Annotated in this window: 14 protein-coding genes; 6 read left to right on the top strand and 8 right to left on the bottom strand. The window is 40.3% G+C overall.

Annotated features, from left to right (window positions below; genetic code table 11):
• Nucleotides 1-33 precede the first annotated feature (33 nt).
• From AC1M9F_RS09390 to AC1M9F_RS09405, 4 genes are read left to right on the top strand one after another with little or no spacing between them, the layout of a single operon-like run.
• Nucleotides 34-858 carry an acetyl-CoA carboxylase carboxyltransferase subunit alpha gene (locus tag AC1M9F_RS09390; protein ID WP_035268558.1) on the top strand — a complete coding sequence of 275 codons (825 nt, stop codon included), beginning with the start codon at nucleotides 34-36 and terminating at the stop codon, nucleotides 856-858.
• Nucleotides 795-2,147 (top strand): tRNA lysidine(34) synthetase TilS, encoded by a 1,353-nt coding sequence (tilS, locus tag AC1M9F_RS09395; RefSeq protein WP_481597627.1) that lies wholly within the window; start codon nucleotides 795-797, stop codon nucleotides 2,145-2,147. The genes AC1M9F_RS09390 and tilS overlap by 64 nt, the downstream gene beginning before the upstream one ends.
• A 21-nt stretch (nucleotides 2,148-2,168) precedes the next feature.
• Nucleotides 2,169-2,999: a pyrroline-5-carboxylate reductase gene (proC, locus tag AC1M9F_RS09400; protein ID WP_481597628.1), complete on the top strand. Its 831-nt coding sequence runs from the start codon at nucleotides 2,169-2,171 to the stop codon at nucleotides 2,997-2,999.
• Between the two features lie 23 nt (nucleotides 3,000-3,022).
• Nucleotides 3,023-3,571, top strand: a complete 549-nt coding sequence (locus AC1M9F_RS09405) for a YggT family protein (protein ID WP_092768361.1) — start codon at nucleotides 3,023-3,025, stop codon at nucleotides 3,569-3,571.
• A gap of 78 nt (nucleotides 3,572-3,649) precedes the next feature.
• On the opposite strand, the gene polA is transcribed toward AC1M9F_RS09405, so the two are convergent.
• Complete coding sequence (polA, locus tag AC1M9F_RS09410) at nucleotides 3,650-6,409, bottom strand: DNA polymerase I (protein WP_481597629.1); 2,760 nt, start codon at nucleotides 6,407-6,409, stop codon at nucleotides 3,650-3,652.
• Between the two features lie 160 nt (nucleotides 6,410-6,569).
• Between polA and AC1M9F_RS09415 the strand changes: the two genes are divergently transcribed.
• On the top strand, nucleotides 6,570-9,281 hold the full coding sequence (locus AC1M9F_RS09415; RefSeq protein WP_481597630.1) for a DUF2339 domain-containing protein: 2,712 nt from the start codon (nucleotides 6,570-6,572) through the stop codon (nucleotides 9,279-9,281).
• Nucleotides 9,282-9,310: 29 nt separating this feature from the next.
• Here the strand turns inward: AC1M9F_RS09415 and AC1M9F_RS09420 are convergent, their stop codons facing one another.
• Together AC1M9F_RS09420 and AC1M9F_RS09425 are read right to left on the bottom strand one after the other, a co-directional pair.
• Entirely contained in the window at nucleotides 9,311-10,228 is a 918-nt protein-coding gene (locus tag AC1M9F_RS09420) for a mechanosensitive ion channel family protein (protein ID WP_035268545.1), read from the bottom strand.
• A gap of 10 nt (nucleotides 10,229-10,238) precedes the next feature.
• Complete coding sequence (locus tag AC1M9F_RS09425) at nucleotides 10,239-11,057, bottom strand: hypothetical protein (RefSeq protein WP_092768367.1); 819 nt, start codon at nucleotides 11,055-11,057, stop codon at nucleotides 10,239-10,241.
• Between the two features lie 100 nt (nucleotides 11,058-11,157).
• On the opposite strand from AC1M9F_RS09425, the gene gspE reads away from it, so the two are divergent.
• Nucleotides 11,158-12,645: a type II secretion system ATPase GspE gene (gene gspE / locus AC1M9F_RS09430; RefSeq protein ID WP_481588729.1), complete on the top strand. Its 1,488-nt coding sequence runs from the start codon at nucleotides 11,158-11,160 to the stop codon at nucleotides 12,643-12,645.
• Nucleotides 12,646-12,873: 228 nt separating this feature from the next.
• On the opposite strand, the gene AC1M9F_RS09435 is transcribed toward gspE, so the two are convergent.
• The 5 genes from AC1M9F_RS09435 to AC1M9F_RS09455 form a co-directional block, all read right to left on the bottom strand.
• Complete coding sequence (locus tag AC1M9F_RS09435; protein WP_179998598.1) at nucleotides 12,874-13,299, bottom strand: organic hydroperoxide resistance protein; 426 nt, start codon at nucleotides 13,297-13,299, stop codon at nucleotides 12,874-12,876.
• A 109-nt stretch (nucleotides 13,300-13,408) separates the two neighbouring features.
• Nucleotides 13,409-14,236, bottom strand: coding sequence for a carbon-nitrogen hydrolase family protein (locus AC1M9F_RS09440; RefSeq protein WP_481597631.1), 828 nt, complete (start codon nucleotides 14,234-14,236; stop codon nucleotides 13,409-13,411).
• 38 nt (nucleotides 14,237-14,274) lie between these two features.
• On the bottom strand, nucleotides 14,275-14,781 hold the full coding sequence (gene gigB, locus AC1M9F_RS09445; RefSeq protein ID WP_035268529.1) for an anti-anti-sigma factor GigB: 507 nt from the start codon (nucleotides 14,779-14,781) through the stop codon (nucleotides 14,275-14,277).
• A gap of 112 nt (nucleotides 14,782-14,893) precedes the next feature.
• Nucleotides 14,894-15,862, bottom strand: coding sequence for an RsbU family protein phosphatase GigA (gene gigA, locus AC1M9F_RS09450; RefSeq protein WP_035268527.1), 969 nt, complete (start codon nucleotides 15,860-15,862; stop codon nucleotides 14,894-14,896).
• 117 nt (nucleotides 15,863-15,979) lie between these two features.
• Entirely contained in the window at nucleotides 15,980-16,954 is a 975-nt protein-coding gene (locus tag AC1M9F_RS09455; RefSeq protein ID WP_481597632.1) for an MlaA family lipoprotein, read from the bottom strand.
• Nucleotides 16,955-17,452 lie beyond the last annotated feature (498 nt).

Consider the following 17,452-nt stretch of genomic DNA (forward strand, 5'->3'; position numbering starts at 1 on the left):
CGTTATAGTTAATTTAGGGATATTCATCGACTTATGAAAAATAAAGCTGCTCAATCTAAAGCATGGAAAACGGTTCAAATTGCGCGTCATCCAGATCGCCCACAATTTTTAGATTATGTGAGCGAAATTTTTACAGAATTTGATGCACTTCATGGTGACCGTTTATATGGTGATGATGGTGCAATGGTTGGCGGTTTAGCGCGTTTTAATGGTCAGGCTGTGATGGTGGTTGGTCAACATCGTGGTCGTAGTACACGTGAAAAGTTACAGCATAATTTTGGGATGAGTAATCCAGAAGGCTATCGCAAGTCTCAGCGTTTACTTGATATGGCTGAACGCTTTAATCTTCCAGTTTTCACATTTATTGACACCATGGGTGCATACCCTGGTGTTGGTGCTGAAGAGCGTGGACAAGCAGAAGCAATTGCTACGAGCCTAGCTCAGCTCTCAAGTTTAAAAGTACCTGTCATCGCGACTGTTCTAGGCGAGGGTGGTTCTGGCGGCGCATTAGGCATTGGCGTTGCAGATCGTGTGATTATGCTCTCTCACAGTATTTACTCTGTGATTTCACCTGAAGGTTGTGCCTCAATTCTTTGGAAAACTGCTGAAAAAGCAGAGCAAGCGAGTGAAGCACTTGCACTCACTGCAGATAAACTGAAAGAACTTGGTATTGTTGAGTATGTTGTAGATGAAGGTGAGGGTGCTCATCTTCAGCCAGACGTAGTCATGGATAAATTAAAACATGTGTTACAAGCTGCACTTGATGAGCTTGTTCCAATGGATGCAAATGCAAGATGCGAAGCACGTTACCAACGTTTAATGAAGTTTGGCAGCGACAATTCAGGTCTAGCTTCTTAAAACAAATTGCCAAATTTGGTGATGAACACACGTTCTTAGTGGGATGTAGTGGCGGCATGGATTCCATGCTGTTGCTGTATCTCATGTCTCAATTAATTCCCCAAAAAATCCGTGCGATTAATATTAACCACCAGTTGCAATCTGCAAATCAGGAATGGGCTGAATTCGTCCATCAATTTTGTATAGCAGCGCACATCCCTGTGGTTCTCGAGACAGTTCAAGTTGCTGAAGGGAATTTGGAACAGCAAGCTCGAGCAGCACGTTATCAGGCTTTTAAACATCATTTATCCGACACAGATATTTTAGTACTGGCACATCATCAGCAGGATCAAGCTGAGACCGTATTATTACGTTTGTTCTCTGGTGCTGGAATACAGGGGTTGTCCGCGATGAAATTAGTTGATTCGCGTGAAGACATCATTATTTGGCGACCATTATTGAATCTAAGTCGTGAGCAGATTTGCCAATGGGTAGAACAACTCAAATTGCCCTACGTGGATGACCCTACCAATTTTGATACGCATTATGATCGAGCTTGGTGCCGTCATGAGCTTTGGAATATTTTGCAAAGCCGATTCCCTAAAATGCAACAGGCGATTGTGAGAACTAGTGTGCTGATGCAAGATGCGGATGAAATTTTGCAAGAGGTTTTACAGCAAGATTTGGCGTTCTGTGGCGATGATGATCATCTAGATTTACGACAACTCAATCAATTAAGTTTAGCAAGAAGAAGACAACTTTTATCCAATTGGATGAAAGGTAAGGATCAATACCGTCCTGCATTTGAGATGGTAGAGCGGTTGACTGAAGAAGTTATTTTGGCGAAACCTGATGCACAAGCAGCATTGCATTGGAATGGACAATATTATGTTCGTTTCCAAAACATCTTATATCGAGTTGCTAAGGATGAATACTTAGCAGAATCGAATACAACTGATTCAGAAATAAAATTTGAAATCCAGCAAATTGTAAATTTAGCTTCGGGTCAATTTAAGATCTGCCAACATCAGGAAGAGTATGGTCTGCGTATAGAACTTTTAAATCAGCCTTTGACATTGCATTATCGTCAAGGTGGGGAAAAAGTCCATTTGCATGGACGTGTGGGGAAATGGCCATTAAAAAAAGCAATTCAAGAGGCACACATTTTTCCATGGAAGCGTCATACTATTCAAATTTTAAGCTTAGATAATGTTATGCTTGGTGTTTTCACGCCAAAAGGGTTTTGGCTGGCTGAATCAGAGTATTGTGAAGTCGGTGGTTGGCAGCCAAAGTTAGTTTCATCGCTATAAAATCAAGGTTGAGAGTCGTTCATGAGTGTTGCGTTAAACTGTAATATTTGTTTCATTGGTGGTGGTAATATGGCTCAAGCCCTAATTGGAGGGTTGATTAGTCGTGGTTTACCAACAACGCGTATTACAGTTTCCGATCCTGTAGAACGTGTGAGAGAGTTATTAAAAGAAAAAGAAATTCAAGTTACAGACAATAATGAAGACGCGATCCAAAATGCTGATGTTGTTGTTCTGGCGGTGAAACCACAAGTACTCGCACAAGTTCTTAAACCGTTAAAAGATAAATTTGAGAATAAGTTAATTGTTTCGATAGTAGCAGGAGCTGAAATTGCAACGATTGCTGCATTAACGGGGACGGATTTTATCGTTCGTGTCATGCCTAATACACCTGCATTGGTTCAAACAGGTGCCCATGGTTTATATGCTCATGACGTTGTTGACCAAGCAAAGCGTGAATTGGCAAGTCAGATTTTAGCTGCAACAGGCTTAACACTTTGGGTAAACTCAGAAGAGCAAATTGATGCAGTAACTGCGGTATCGGGGTCAGGTCCAGCGTACTTTTTCTATATGATGGAAAGTATGATTCGTGCTGGGAAAAATTTAGGCTTGGATGAGAAAACTGCAACAGCATTAACGCTACAAACAGCTCTCGGTGCTGCACAAATGGCGATCACCAGTTCTAATACGCCATCTGAACTGCGTAGAAATGTGACATCACCAAATGGTACAACTCAAGCGGCCTTGGAAGTTTTTGATCGAGCGCAAATTTCACAGAATATTCAAGCTGCTCTTGCGGCTGCAAAAAAACGCAGTCAGGAGCTCGCTCAGGAATTAAGTGATAGTTCTAAATAACTAAATTTTAGGAAAATTGAAGTATGGGTGCGAACTCTGCGCTATTTTTTGACATTATCATTAATGTTGCGATTTTATTGGTATTTTTCCGTTTTTTAATGCAATTGGCTGCAGTCAGTCCATATAACCCTGTTGTGCTATCGACAGTGAAAGCAACTAAAATTGTAGATGTGTTTGGACGAATCTTGCCAACTGTGGCACAGGGGCGTGTAAATCTAGCAGCTTTAGTGCTGATCGTGTTGTTGTATTTTCTTAAGGTATTTGGTTATAAATATTTAAATGCCTTACCAACAGGCGATGCATTGTACTTTATTGGTTCAACAGTACTTTCAATGTTGCAGGCATTAATTTCAATTCTTAAATATTTACTGTTCGCTTACATCATATGTAGTTGGATTTTGATGTTTTCACAAACACGTTCACCCTATATTGAAGTGATTCAAGAATTAGCTGAACCGATGTTGGCACCATTCCGTAAAGTAATGCCAAATTTAGGGATGATTGATCTTTCTCCAATCCTTGCATTCTTTACACTTTATATTGCTGAAATCATGTTGAAATCAATTGGTTAAATCTAAATTGTGGATTTAAACAATTTCATAAAAAAGGACTCATTTGAGTCCTTTTTTACAATCTAAGAATCTTAGAAATTAGTGCGCTTCGCCCCAGTTTTTCCCTTTGCCGACTTCAACAACAAGTGGCACAGAGAGTTGAACAACACCTTGCATTGCATCTGCGATTTTAATAGCGATCTCGTCAGCGATCGCTTCATCTACCTCAAACACTAATTCATCGTGAACTTGCAATAATAATTTGGCCTGATCTTTAGGTAGAATTTTATCTACTTCGATCATTGCCATTTTGATAATCTCCGCAGCAGAACCTTGAAGAGGCGCATTAATTGCAGCGCGTTCAGCTGCCTTTCGAATCATCATATTGCGTGCATCGATATCTGGGGTGTATAAGCGTCGTCCTGTAATGGTTTCAACAAAGCCTTGTTCTAATGCGACTTGTCGTGTGCGTTGCATATATTCATAAATGCCAGGATAGCGATGGAAATATTGTTTAATGTAATTTTGAGATTCTTCGCGTGTGAATCCCAACTGACGTGTTAAACCAAACTCAGACATGCCATAAAGTAATCCAAAGTTGACTGCCTTGGCTTGGCGACGTTGATCATTGGTTACATCATCCAAAGCAATATTTAATACTTCTGCAGCAGTACGGCGATGAACATCTTGGCCGTGATTAAACGCGTCAACTAAAGCCTCATCTTGTGAAAAATGTGCCATAAGACGTAGTTCAATTTGTGAGTAATCGGCAGCAAGTAAAACCCGACCTTCAGGTGCAACAAAAGCTTTTCGGATTTGACGACCGATCTCTTCACGAATTGGAATATTCTGAAGATTAGGATCAGTTGAAGATAATCGTCCAGTTGCGGTTAAAGCTTGATGGTAGCTGGTATGAACACGATGACTTTCGTTATTGGCTTGTTTGATTAAACCGTCAGTATAGGTACTTTTTAATTTAGACAAGCCACGATATTCTAAAATAAGTGAAGCGATCGGGTGATCAATTTTCTCAAGAATGCTTTCGCTGGTACTGTATTGACCTGTTGAAGTTTTCTTACCACCTTTTAAACCTAACTTATCAAAAAGAATATCACCCACCTGCTTAGGTGAGCTGACATTAAAAGGTTGACCCGCGATTTCGATAATCTGATTTTCTAACTCTAGAATTGTATTAGAAAATTCTTGACCCAATTGATCGAGGAAACTCAAATCGAGCTGAATTCCATTTTCTTCCATCGTCGTCAGAACTGCAGCTGTCGGCATTTCGATTTGATGAAGAATATTGAGAAGCTCTGGGATTTCTTTAAGCTTACGCTCCAATACCTCATACAAACGATAGGTTACATGGGCATCTTCAGCGGCATAATGCGCTGCTGTTTCGATTTCAATTTGATTAAAGGTTTTTTGTTTAGCACCTTTGCCCGCCACTTGTTCGTAAGTGGTGGTTAAGTGGCTAAGATAAACGCGCGCAACGTCATCCATACCATGGCGCGTCGCCACAGCATTGAGCACGTACGAGGCAAGCATGGTGTCAAAGTACCAGCCTTGTAAATGAATTCCATGATTTTCGAGAATATGAGCATCATATTTTAAATGATGACCAATCTTCTCAATCTCAGCGTTTTCTAAAATTGGTTTGATTTGCGCAAGAATAGCGTCGCGATCCAATTGCTCTGGAGCACCTTCATAATCGTGAGCAAGCGGAACGTAATATGCATCTTGGGCATCAAATGCCACAGAGAATCCTACCATCTCTGCAACACGATAATCTAAACTTGTGGTTTCAGTATCGAAAGCAAAGCGTTTCTCAGTAGCCAATCTTTGAAAGAGTTTTTCCCAATCCGCTGGTGTTAAAACGGTATGGTAAGTTGCCTCGCCAAGCTGATCATCTACACTAGTCTGAACCGCTTGGTCTTCGATTTTCGACGTTGCAGTACTCGGTTTTGCGACAACTTGACTCAATTGTTTATACGCAGCACTATTTGGATTGTTGGGATGATCTAAAGACTGCAGTTGATTTCTAAACTCAAGTTCGGTGTAAAGCTGACGTAACTCTGCAACATTTGGATCTCGGAGTTTAAGATCATCATAGGTCAGATTCATGTCTAAGTCACAAACAATACTTGCTAGCTGATGATCTAGCGCAATACCATCTGCATTGTCTTTAATATTTTGGCCTACTTTGCCTTTAATTTTATCTACATTTTCAAGAATGCCGCCAATTGAACCATATTCATTCAGCAGTTTAGCCGCAGTCTTTGCCCCGATACCAGGAACGCCCATGATGCCGTCAGAGGCATCTCCCATGAGGGTTAAATAATCAATAATTTGGTTCGGCCAAACACCAAACTTTTCAAAAACGCCATTCACATCCATGGGCTTGTCTTTAAAACTGTCTTCAAGTGTCACTTTGTCCGTGACCAATTGAGCCATGTCTTTATCGCCTGTGGAAATCAAGACTTGATAGCCTTCTTTTTCTGCACGTTTTGCCAGCGTACCGATGATATCATCGGCTTCCGCACCAGGTATGGCATGGAGTGGGATACCTAAAGCACGAATTAAATTATGTAAATACGGAATTTGTTGAGCGAGTTCGTCAGGCATGCTCGGTCGATCCCCTTTATATATTGGGGAAAGTTGATGACGGAAAGTTGGTTCAGGTGTGTCAAAAATGACAGCCATGTGTGTAGGTTGAACACGACGCATTAACTTTTGGATAGCAGAAATAGCTCCGCGAATTGCGTTGGTTTGTAAACCTGTTGACGTCGTTAGCGGTGGTAGTGCGTGATAAGCACGAAATAAAAAATATGACCCATCGACCAAGACAAATGGTGGCATTGAAACGTTCCTAATCCAATTAACTTTTTCATTGTACGTGATTTTCAGCAGTTGCGCTGATACAAGATTTGCAATCAAGTGTACAGAATATGCGATGAAAAACGCAAAATGCTAATTCTTGCTGAGGTATCATCAATCTAGCTAAAAAGGAATGATGTGTATGCTGAAGCAATATAGTGAAATAAAAATGATTTGGTTGATGCTACTCATCATAGTAGCGATCAGTACTTGGGTTCTAGCGTTGCCGATCATTACGTTTTTATGTGTTGCTGCATTCCTCATAAGTGTTATGCAATATGCCCATCATATTGAAAAACCGCTTACCAACATTGAGCAACAGACTCATTATTCGAAACAGAATACATCACGATTGCCCTTATATATTTCGTCATTTCTTGCACTAATTGGCAGCTTGTTCGATTGGACATGGTTGGTTGGATTAGGTTTAACACTCTGGATTTATTTTTTTCTAAACTGGTTGCGACAACTTGAGGGTCGATTAATTCAAATCGGTGCTTTGCAGGAAAAGCTAATAAAACTAGATCGAGACGATCAGACCAGCACCACAAGTATTTTACAAGATTCAGAGGGAATCCAGACAAATCAGCAGCATGATTTGGGTTTTGGGATGCAAATCAGACGATGGATCTTTCATGGTAATCCTGTTCTCAAAGTTGCGATTACCGTCCTAGTGATTGGGGTCGTCTTATTATTGAGATATATGGTTGAACATTGGACCTTAAGTCTTTCAATCAAACTTTTGGCTGTTGCTGTCATCGCCGTCATATGTGTTGCCTTTGGTTATCATATACAGAAAAAAAACCGCGGCTTTGGTCTTGCTTTACAAGGACTGGGTTTTGCGGGATTGTTATTAAGTATTCTATTTGCTTATCACGATGATCTGTTAAATCTCATTAATACGATTACGCTTTACAGCTTGAGCATGCTGTCGTTGGTCATACTGATTTTAAAACAGCGGTCAGTGGAGCTTTCCCAGATGGGAGTTTTAGTTGCTTATATTGCACCGTTCACATTACCTCATGCAGATTTTTCCTCAGCTCAATTACTGTCTTATTATCTAGCGGTCAATAGTGTTGTAGGTGTAATTTGTACATTACATCCATGGAAAATACTCACTCAAATAGCGTTGCTGCTCATTGTTGTTATCGGTGGTGGTTATGCCTTTTTGAATGGCGGTGTTGCAGAGAGATTCGTTTTATCCTGTCTAGTTATTGCACATGCGAGTGTATTTATTTGGTTGGGTTTCAGATTTAACCAGCTCGCTACACATCAAAATCAGGCTCATTTAGGTCAGCGTATTATTGACTCCGCATTGATTTATGTCAGTCCCTTGGTCGCATATGCATTTTTACATCTCATGTATTTAGATCAAACATCGGTTCAAATTGCCTTGTGTTTGGGTTTTGCATTGACTCACTTTGCGATTTTTAAAGTTGTGCAGCACGCAAAATTTGATACGGCGATTAAACAAAATTATTTAATGTTAGGTTTTATTTTTCTAAGTTTTATCCCGCCGATCTTGATTCCACAAGCATGGAGTGTGATCGGGTGGATCATTGAAGGACTGCTTATTTTAATGTGGGGCTTGCATCGTGAGTTTAGGGTAGGGCGAACATTAGGTTATGAGTTGTTAGCAGTTGGATTATTTTCGTATTTATACTATTTGATCGAGTTAGCATCAATTCCAAATATCATCCCATGGTTACTAGGTCTAAGTTATATCCTTGCGATTGCGGTCTCCAATGTTGTTATGCGTTATCAAAAACAGCTGACACTGTCAGATAAAATTTTCCTGTCTATTTTTTCTTTTTTTGCGAGTCTTTTACTGCTTTATCAAGGTGTGGAAACTTTTAGTGAACCGATGAGATTAATCTACACACTTGCATTCACAACTGCGATTTATTTTGCTGCTAATTTAGTCTTACAACCGCGCCAAGTAGTCTCATGGTCATGGTTATTACCAAAATGGTTGGGGCTGATTCCTATTGTAGTGTTCGCAGTTATTATGCTGATCGATCAATACACTCAAGGAGTCATCGTCTGGCAGTCATTTGGTGCGCAAGGCTTGTTTATCTTGGCTTGTTTGGGCCTGAGCTATCTGTGGTTAAAACCCATTTCAAATGCTCAGTATGAGAATGAATGGATCGCCTTTGGTGGACTCGCTTCTTTAGCTTGTGCCAGCGTGGGTGTAGTTTCAATGTCACCTATGATGGGAGCTGTCCTTTTACCGTTGATACTTTATGGCTATAGTATTTTTAAAACAACAGACTTGAATAAGCTTTGGTTAACAAAGACCAGCCTCATTTTATTGTTGTGCTGGATTGTCAGCTCACAAATTTGGGTGGTAGAACCTTTTTGGAAATATTTTATCCCAATCTTAAATCCTATTGATGTCGTCAGTCTGGCTGGTTTGTGGGTTCTTATTCAGGTGCTTCGCAGTCAAATCAGAATGGGGCTAGAGCGAACACTTGGCGCATTCTTGATCTTACTCGCTGTGCTATGGGTAAGTAGTTATGTACTTCTTAGAGCCTTACATTTTTATTTTGCTACACCTTATAACCAGTGGATCATTTGGCAAGATTCTGCAGTGCAATTGGCGTTGACATTATTGTGGGTGGTCATGGCATTCATTGTGATGAAATATGCCGCTGTCATCCATAATCGAGTGGTATGGATGTTTGGTGCAAGTATTTTGGCGATCGTGACTTTTAAATTGGTATTGTTAGATTTATCCCATATCGGCACTCTAAGTCGAGTTTTATCATTTTTAGGCGCGGGAGGTTTGATGCTGATTATTGCGTACATCGCCCCAGCGCCAGAGCAAAATCGAGTAGAAGAGACTAATGCTTGATCCTGAGATCAAGCATTAACCTTAATTCATTATAATTTAGGCTCTCTTTTGATTTCCTTAGCATTGGCGTATTGGTCTATTTCCTCATCTGTTAACGAGGGTTGTGGAGGGCGATCAACAAAACCCATTTTAGGTACAGGAATTTCAATATGGTGATCAACAAAACCGTTTCGAATCCGCTCTTGCATTTCATCACGCACTTTTAAAAAGTTTTCCTGTTGGCACCAAATGGCGAATAACAATTCGATTGAAGATTCACGGAATGCGGTTACCGTTACAGCAGGTTTGGGATCTGCTAACACTAAAGGATAGCTGTTGGCCACTTTTAATAAAACTTCTCGTACTTTAATGATGTCTTCATGAAAGTTGATTGCAAGTGTAATGGGGATGCGCCGTATCGGGAATTTAGAAAGGTTGTGTACGGGAGCACGAATTAATTGCTCATTAGGTAAACGGACATAGACATTATCTTGAGTCAGTAATTTGACAGACAGTAAATCAATGGAGATCACTTCACCTTCGATGGTATGTCCACGAATTAACGTAATTTGAATGGTGTCACCAATTTCAAAAGAACCTTCACCAATCAAGAATAAACCGCTGATCAAGTTCGTCGCAGAGGTTTGAGATGCAAAACCCAGCGCTACGGTCAAAATACCAGCGGCACCTAGAAATACACTTAATTTAAAACCTGCTTCTTTTAAACTCGCCATCACAAAGATGAGGAAAATAAAATAAAAAATACCGCGCCGCCATACCAAACGCTGATGAGCATTAAATTTGGCGCCGATCGTTCTCACAAAAGTATTGGAAACGACTCGAGCAAAAAGGAATCCAATAAAGCAAAGCACAATCGCAATAATAATTTCAGTTAGGCGATCCGTATTGATATTGGTAAATATACTTTTGAGGCTATCAGCAATGGTGCCGGTAAGACTATCTGCCATATGCCCCCCCTTAGAAGAATGAATCAAACATGTTAAATAAAGTACTACCTGGGGCACGTGCTGGATTGACATAAATAACATCACCAGCCAATGGTGGGGTGCGATTTTCAATACGAATACGTGCTGGTCGATCCATCCCTTCGTGAATGACTTTAATTTGTGACGTCCATAATCGCTCTGTACTTTCACTATAAAACAAAGGTAGGGCAGGAACAGGTACATTCATTCGATCGAAACGGAGTTGATGTCCACTGACATTGTGAAAGTCAATTGGAGTGACTGCACGAAATGCACGTGGACGAAGTTGTTTGAGTTCTGTTCGACCATCAACTGAAGTGGCGTAACACATTTCACCACTGCGTTGATCAGGTCCGAACCATGTATCTTTAGGCATAATGACCGGTATATCGAATAATGGGGTCTTTTGACTTTCGACATAACCTGAAAGCCACAGAGGGGTACTAATATAAAGCGTGCCACGTTGACCAGCTGGAATGTATATTGGGTCTACAGGACGGATCACCACAGATCGATCTGCAAGACGTGGTATCAATTGAATTTTAGGGTGAGTTTCCCTGAACATGTAACGTTCAACATGTACTGGACGAGGAAATGAAAAATGGGGGTCATCCATTTCCTGCCACTTTTGTTCGTAGTCGTATTGAATTTGAGGACGGTAGTACTCCATGCGCCATTCTTGTAAGCCACGAGTGAGTCGAAAGAGCAATGAACCAAATTGCCAAGCACGCACTTGATTGAGTTCAAAATGCTGCTCACCCCACCATCTTAAAGTCGAAGGGTTTTGCTCAAGTTTCTGATCTAGAGACAATAGGGAATATCCTTAAGTAAATTCATTAAAAAAACTGTCTTCACGCTGTCAAATGCTTAGAGTACACTCGAGGTAATTTTAATCATGATTATCATCCCTTATGCAAGTACTTAAACAAATACAAATACCGTATAGTTTTGCAAAAAAGCATGGCGTTTTGTTGCGTTATGAAGGGGATCAAGTTTTTATTGTCCGTCGTCAAGATACTGCTTTGGTTGCTTTGCAAGAAGCACGCCGTTACGTGGGGCGTACAGCCCAATATCAATTGGCGACTGAACAAGATTTTAGTCAGTTACTCAGTTCAAGTTATGCTGGCGAGACAGGCGAGTCTCAGCAAGTGGCTGCTGGTTTAGAAGATCATCCTGACTTGTTAAGTTTAGCCGATCAAGTACCTGAAGCAGAAGATCTGATGGATCAGGAAGACGATGCTCCGATTGTTAGATTGATTAACGCATTATTGTCCGAAGCCATTCGAGTGAGTGCATCAGATATACATATTGAAGCTTTTGAAAAAAAGTTATCGGTTCGTTTACGTGTTGATGGGCAACTTCGAGAAATCGTGCAACCACGTCGTGAACTTGCCCCATTGTTAGTTTCACGTATTAAAGTAATGGCAAAACTTGATATTGCTGAAAAGCGAATTCCTCAGGATGGTCGTATCTCTTTACGACTGGCAGGTCGTGAGGTGGATGTCCGTGTTTCGACTTTACCCTCTTCACATGGTGAGCGCGTAGTAATGCGTCTTTTAGACAAGCAAGCAGGTCGTTTAAATATGACCCATTTGGGTCTGATGAAAGATGATTACGAGCGATTAACCCAATTAGTGCATCGTCCTCACGGTATCATTCTCGTGACCGGACCGACAGGTTCTGGTAAAACTACGACACTTTATGCTGCACTCTCGGATTTAAATGACGGATCTAAGAATATTTTGACCGCGGAAGATCCAATTGAATATCAACTTGAAGGTATTGGACAAACTCAGGTTAACACTAAAGTGGATATGACATTTGCGCGTGCATTGAAAGCGATGCTTCGTCAAGATCCCGATGTGGTGATGGTGGGGGAAATTCGAGATTTAGAAACTGCAGAAATTGCTGTGCAAGCATCTTTGACGGGTCACTTGGTATTGTCGACGTTGCATACCAATACTGCGATTGGTGCAGTGACGCGTTTAAAAGACATGGGAATTGAGCCATTTCTTCTGTCGAGTTCTTTAATTGGTGTGATTGCGCAACGATTGGTTCGTACTTTGTGTTCGCATTGTCATAGTTGGCGTGCCGCGGATGACTTTGAAAAAGAAATTTTTAAGAATGTCCATGATGGTATTGCGCTCAATCTGCCTCAACCAGAGGGGTGTGAACATTGTGCGCATACAGGTTTTAGTGGTCGTACCGCCATTTATGAAATCGTCCCTGTTGATGATGGAATGCGCCGTCTGATTCACGGGAATGCTGCAGAGTTTGAAGTTGAAAACTATGCTCGCCAGCAGTCAGGTTCGATACGTGATGATGGATTACGAAAGGTGCTTGAAGGTAAGAGTACATTAGAGGAAGTACTTCGAGTAACAAACGAAGCGGCGGAGTGATTCAGAGATTATTTAATAATTCTCGATAAAACGAAGAAGCGCTGATTTGAAATTAAGCCCGAAAGCTGAGGATTCAACAAAAGAGCCCAATCGGAGATGAAAGGGCTTCTTTTATATGGTTAAACAACTGATTTTAAATGGGTTCTAACATGAACTTAACCTACAACGCTAAAAAAGCTGAGATGCAATATGCATATCAGCGTGATTTTTAGGATTGAAACAACTGGATCAAACAATCACATTCAAGGTCACATCAATATTGCCACGTGTTGCATTTGAATATGGACAAACGATATGAGCAGCATCTACTAGCTTTTGAGCTTGCTCTTTATCCAAGCCTTCCAGATGAATATTTAAAGTGGCTGCTATTCCAAAACCAGTTGGAATAGGACCAATACTCACTTCACCTTCAATATAAGCATCTGGTGTGATTTTCAATTTATCGCGGTTGGCAACAAATTTCATCGCACCTAAGAAACATGCAGAATAACCAGCAGCAAATAATTGCTCTGGATTTGTTCCACCACCGGGACCACCCATTTCTTTTGGTACAGCGAGCTGAACATCTAAAATTTGATCTGATGATGTAGCACGACCATCACGCCCACCAGTAGCTTTTGCATGTGCGGTATAAACAACTTTTTCTAATGACATGATTCCTTCCAGATAGAGTATAGGTGAATATCTATACTCTCTGATTTAAAAGGAATGATAAGCGGTAATTTTGTAAAGCTTGGTATTCAATTTTTTATGTGTGAGCAGGTCAAAGCTGAATAAGTTTACGATGCTGAATTAATGGCATCGATTCTCTAATTTTTTTCTGTTCATCGATGTCAAACGGAACTGTAATCATTTGAGCACCTTCTTCAGAGATGATATCTAACAATTGACCACGAGAATTCGCAGCACCAGAGTGACCCCAGGTTTGTCTTTTTTCACCGTGCCACCCTTGTTGAGCTGAGCCTAAAACTTGGCATTGACTATCCATGGCACGAGCTTGCAAAAGTAATTGCCAGTGCATTTGACCTGTCGTGTAAGTAAAAGCAGAAGGTGCTGTTAAAATATTTGCGCCTTGTGCGCGCAGCTTTAAAGCAAGTTCAGGAAAACGAAGGTCATAGCAGACCATTAAACCAATATTGCCAAATGGAGTTTTAGCAATGACGGTTTGATCACCTGGTTCAAAAAACTTAGATTCTTGATATCCACCTACCGCATCACCGACTTGAACATCGAATAAATGAATCTTGTCATAACGTGCTTCTGTCTTTTCAGGGCTAATACAAAGACTGGTTGTTCTGACACGACCATCTGGCACAATGGTGCCGTCTGGGCGAAAAGGACAGGGGAGTGTCCCAGCAACAATCCACATTTGATATTGATGAGCAAGCTGTTCTAAACGAGATTGTATTTCTTCAAATCGTTCAGCAGTCTCACGCTGTTTGCCTGCCGCAAAACAAACGAAATTCTCCGGGAAAACGATCAAGGAGCAGCCTTGATCCTTACTTTTTGCTAACAATGATTCAATGACTTGAAAGTTATTTTCAATATCATTTTGGGAGTTCATTTGGGTGACAGAAAGTAAGGTTGTCATGAGGTTCTCCTTAAGCGCTCAGTATGCTTAAGAGAATATCAGATGCTGTGATCGATGGTATCTTGTTGTTGTTCTAATTGCTTAACCAAAGGCTCGAACATATTTTGGTTATCAGCATTTAATTTCATTAATGTACGATGAGCATCTAATACAGTTGAAAGCATTGCATTATGTGTGATGTGTTCGTCCAATAAAGCGCGCGTGCACACATTCGGATCTCCGCAATAGTTTAAAATTACGAAAACCTGACCAAGACCCATACTGTTCGCAAGTGTAGTGATATCTGGGTTAGTAGATAACATAACAGCTTGAACTTGATGCACTTGTTTGAGCTTTAATCCTAGTTTTGCGAGGATTCCAAGCACAGTACTGTCTATGAATGTAGTTTGGGTTAAATCAACAATTGCGCCTACGACGTTTTGTTGTTGTTCAATCCGAGATAATAATTTATCAAGGCTTATACAAGATTGAGCGCGCACTTCTCCAATGAGTTTGAAAATGTGCGTACCATCCAAGCTTGCATATTCAACATGACCTGTTGACATATAAATGCCATTTGCAGAAAGGATGCTAAAATTATCACATAGCGCAAGTCGATACTCAAGTAGTCTTCAGTCGTAGATCGATTTATAAACAGCTACACTATTGATTATTAACTTAATTTAGGCGTTGGAAGCTGAGTATTGCAATATCATCTGCAACATGTTCAGGAACTTCGAATGATTGATTTTGCAAGTGATAGACCAATTGTGTGAATTGTTCATTCAATCCACCATCAAAAGGTTCAAGTGCACCATCTGAGCAAATAATAAAACGAGCTCCACGATTCAACGTACATTCAAACTCTTCAATTTCGAGATCTTCAGTAAGACCTAAGGGAAAGCTGCTGGTGTTGAGGATGCGAGCATCCTGATTAGGTTCAAAGATAATTGCTGGAGGGTAATGCCCTGCGCTTGACCACTTAAGCTGGTGGGTCTCTAGATTCAATGTGCCTGCAATCATTGTAATATGCTTTTCGATGTTCTCTTGTAAAAGCATGCCATTAAGTTTTTTGAGGAGTTCTCGTGGGGTTTTCGATCTACCGTGAAATGCAGCCATCCAAGAGGTAAGAAGTGAGCTTGTTACACCATGTCCAGAAACATCAGCGAGATAAAATAAGATTTCACGATCACTGAGTTTCCAATAATCATACCAATCACCAGATAAGTAAGCTGACGGTTGAAATAAAGTCTCGACTTTATAATTAAGTAGGTCGATTGGGTTGGGTAATAGTTTTTTTTGTAATTCGGCTGCGGAGGGCAGGTCGCGGCTGTCCTGATTACGTTTGTATTTTGCTTCAATTTTAGCAATCGATTTTGCGAGGTCTTTTGGAAGACGATCCCAAATCCAGCCAGCGAGTGCACCAAGTTCCCATGCTTGCGAGAGTTGAAGTCCCTCATCTGCATGACCTATCACGATCGTAGGGAGGGTCCATTTATATTGCAGAAAATCATTCACATCACTAATGGCAATGATGGTTGAATCGTAAAGATGAAGATCATCTATATGAATCATTTGTAAACTCGGCAGAGCCTCTAGAACGCTATCTAGAAGATGGATGTCACGAGTGGGTTGAATGAAATACATAGATGAAAGAATCAATCCTAAATGCTTTATTTATAAAACTATCTTAGACGAACTTATATCGAACGCCAAGTTAAAGTCTAAAAACAGAAGATTTAGACTTTAACTTGCATATGGTTTCTATTCGGATTCCATAGACTCATCCATGAAGGATTCATCATCTGAAAAATCATCTTCAATAAATAGTCCCGAACCCGTTTCTAAACCGCGTTTTTCAGCAATAACATAGTTTTTTCGTTGTAAGTAGGCATCACGCATTGCTGCATACTTGTCACCTTGCAAGACTTGTTCAATCTCTAAAAGTTGAGCACGTGTATCTAATGCGCTAAGTGCCCAGTCACTATAATAGATGCGATCATGACCATCGAGTAAATATTTTTGAGGGCGTGCCTGACTATCCACTACGCGACCAACAGTATCACGGAGTGTGCTTGGTCCCATAAAAGGAAGAACGAGGTAAGGACCAGAAGGGACACCGTAATAGCCTAGAGTAGTTCCAAAATCCTCATCTTCCATTGGGAGAGATAAGCGACGTGCAGGATCAGCGAAACCAAGCGTTGTAATTGTATTTAATGTAAAACGACCAAACGTTTGTGCGGCACGTTTAAAGCGACCTTGAGCAACCTGATTTACAGCATTCCATGGCTCACCCAAATTGTCTCGGAAGCCACGTACTGAATCTCTAACTTGTTCTGGAACTTTATCAGCGTACTGCACGGCTATGGGGCGCAAGACATTTTGATCGACAACATCATTAAATGCGTAGATTTGTCTGTTTAAAGGTTGAAGTGGATCTTTTTCATTTTCAGGTAATGCTGCTGTTGCGTTGACTTTGAAATTAACAATTTTTAAATTTTTTAAATCTTTGATAGATCCATTGGTGTTAACTGAATTTTCTAAAGCTGGTTGTGAAGCCTTAGCAATATCGTTGTTTAAAGGCTGGTTATTATCATTTGAGGTAGACAACTGATCAGATGTTGATAATGCAGTATCGTCAGCAATTTTATTGCCTGCAATCTCAGGTTGTTTGGCGTAAGCGGGTGCTGCTAAACCAATACTTAACATACTGACCCAAATAAGTTGAGAGTACTGCATAAAAACATCCTAGAATAAAAGCTGAATATTAGTCTTATTAAATAAATAGTAAGTACGAACAGAATAACGCCATTATAGCGAGAGTTGAAAGCAGTTTACTAAAGTATATTTGCACAAAAAATGTGAATTAACCGTGAAAAAAGAGTGATTTTGTAGAAAATATAATCACTTGTTAAGAAAATATAATTAAATTTTAAAAAAGAGGTTGCATTGGATATGAAATACTGTAGAATGCACATCCATCGGCGGTGATGTTGATTAAAACTTGTTGAAAAACAAGGATTTAGCTGAATAGGTTGGATCTAAGTTTTGAGAATAAGTTAGAAAATAAATTAACATTGCTAGTTGACTTTCTGAAAAGAAAGGGTAATATAGCCGACCTAGCTTGATGCTGACGAAGCATTAAGAAGATCATTAAGAGATTATGAAGAACAACTTGTGTGGATTTTTACTGGTTGCTTGATCGATATATATTATCATTGATGATTGGTAGAAATT

Source organism: Acinetobacter sp. ANC_7504, assembly GCF_056779995.1.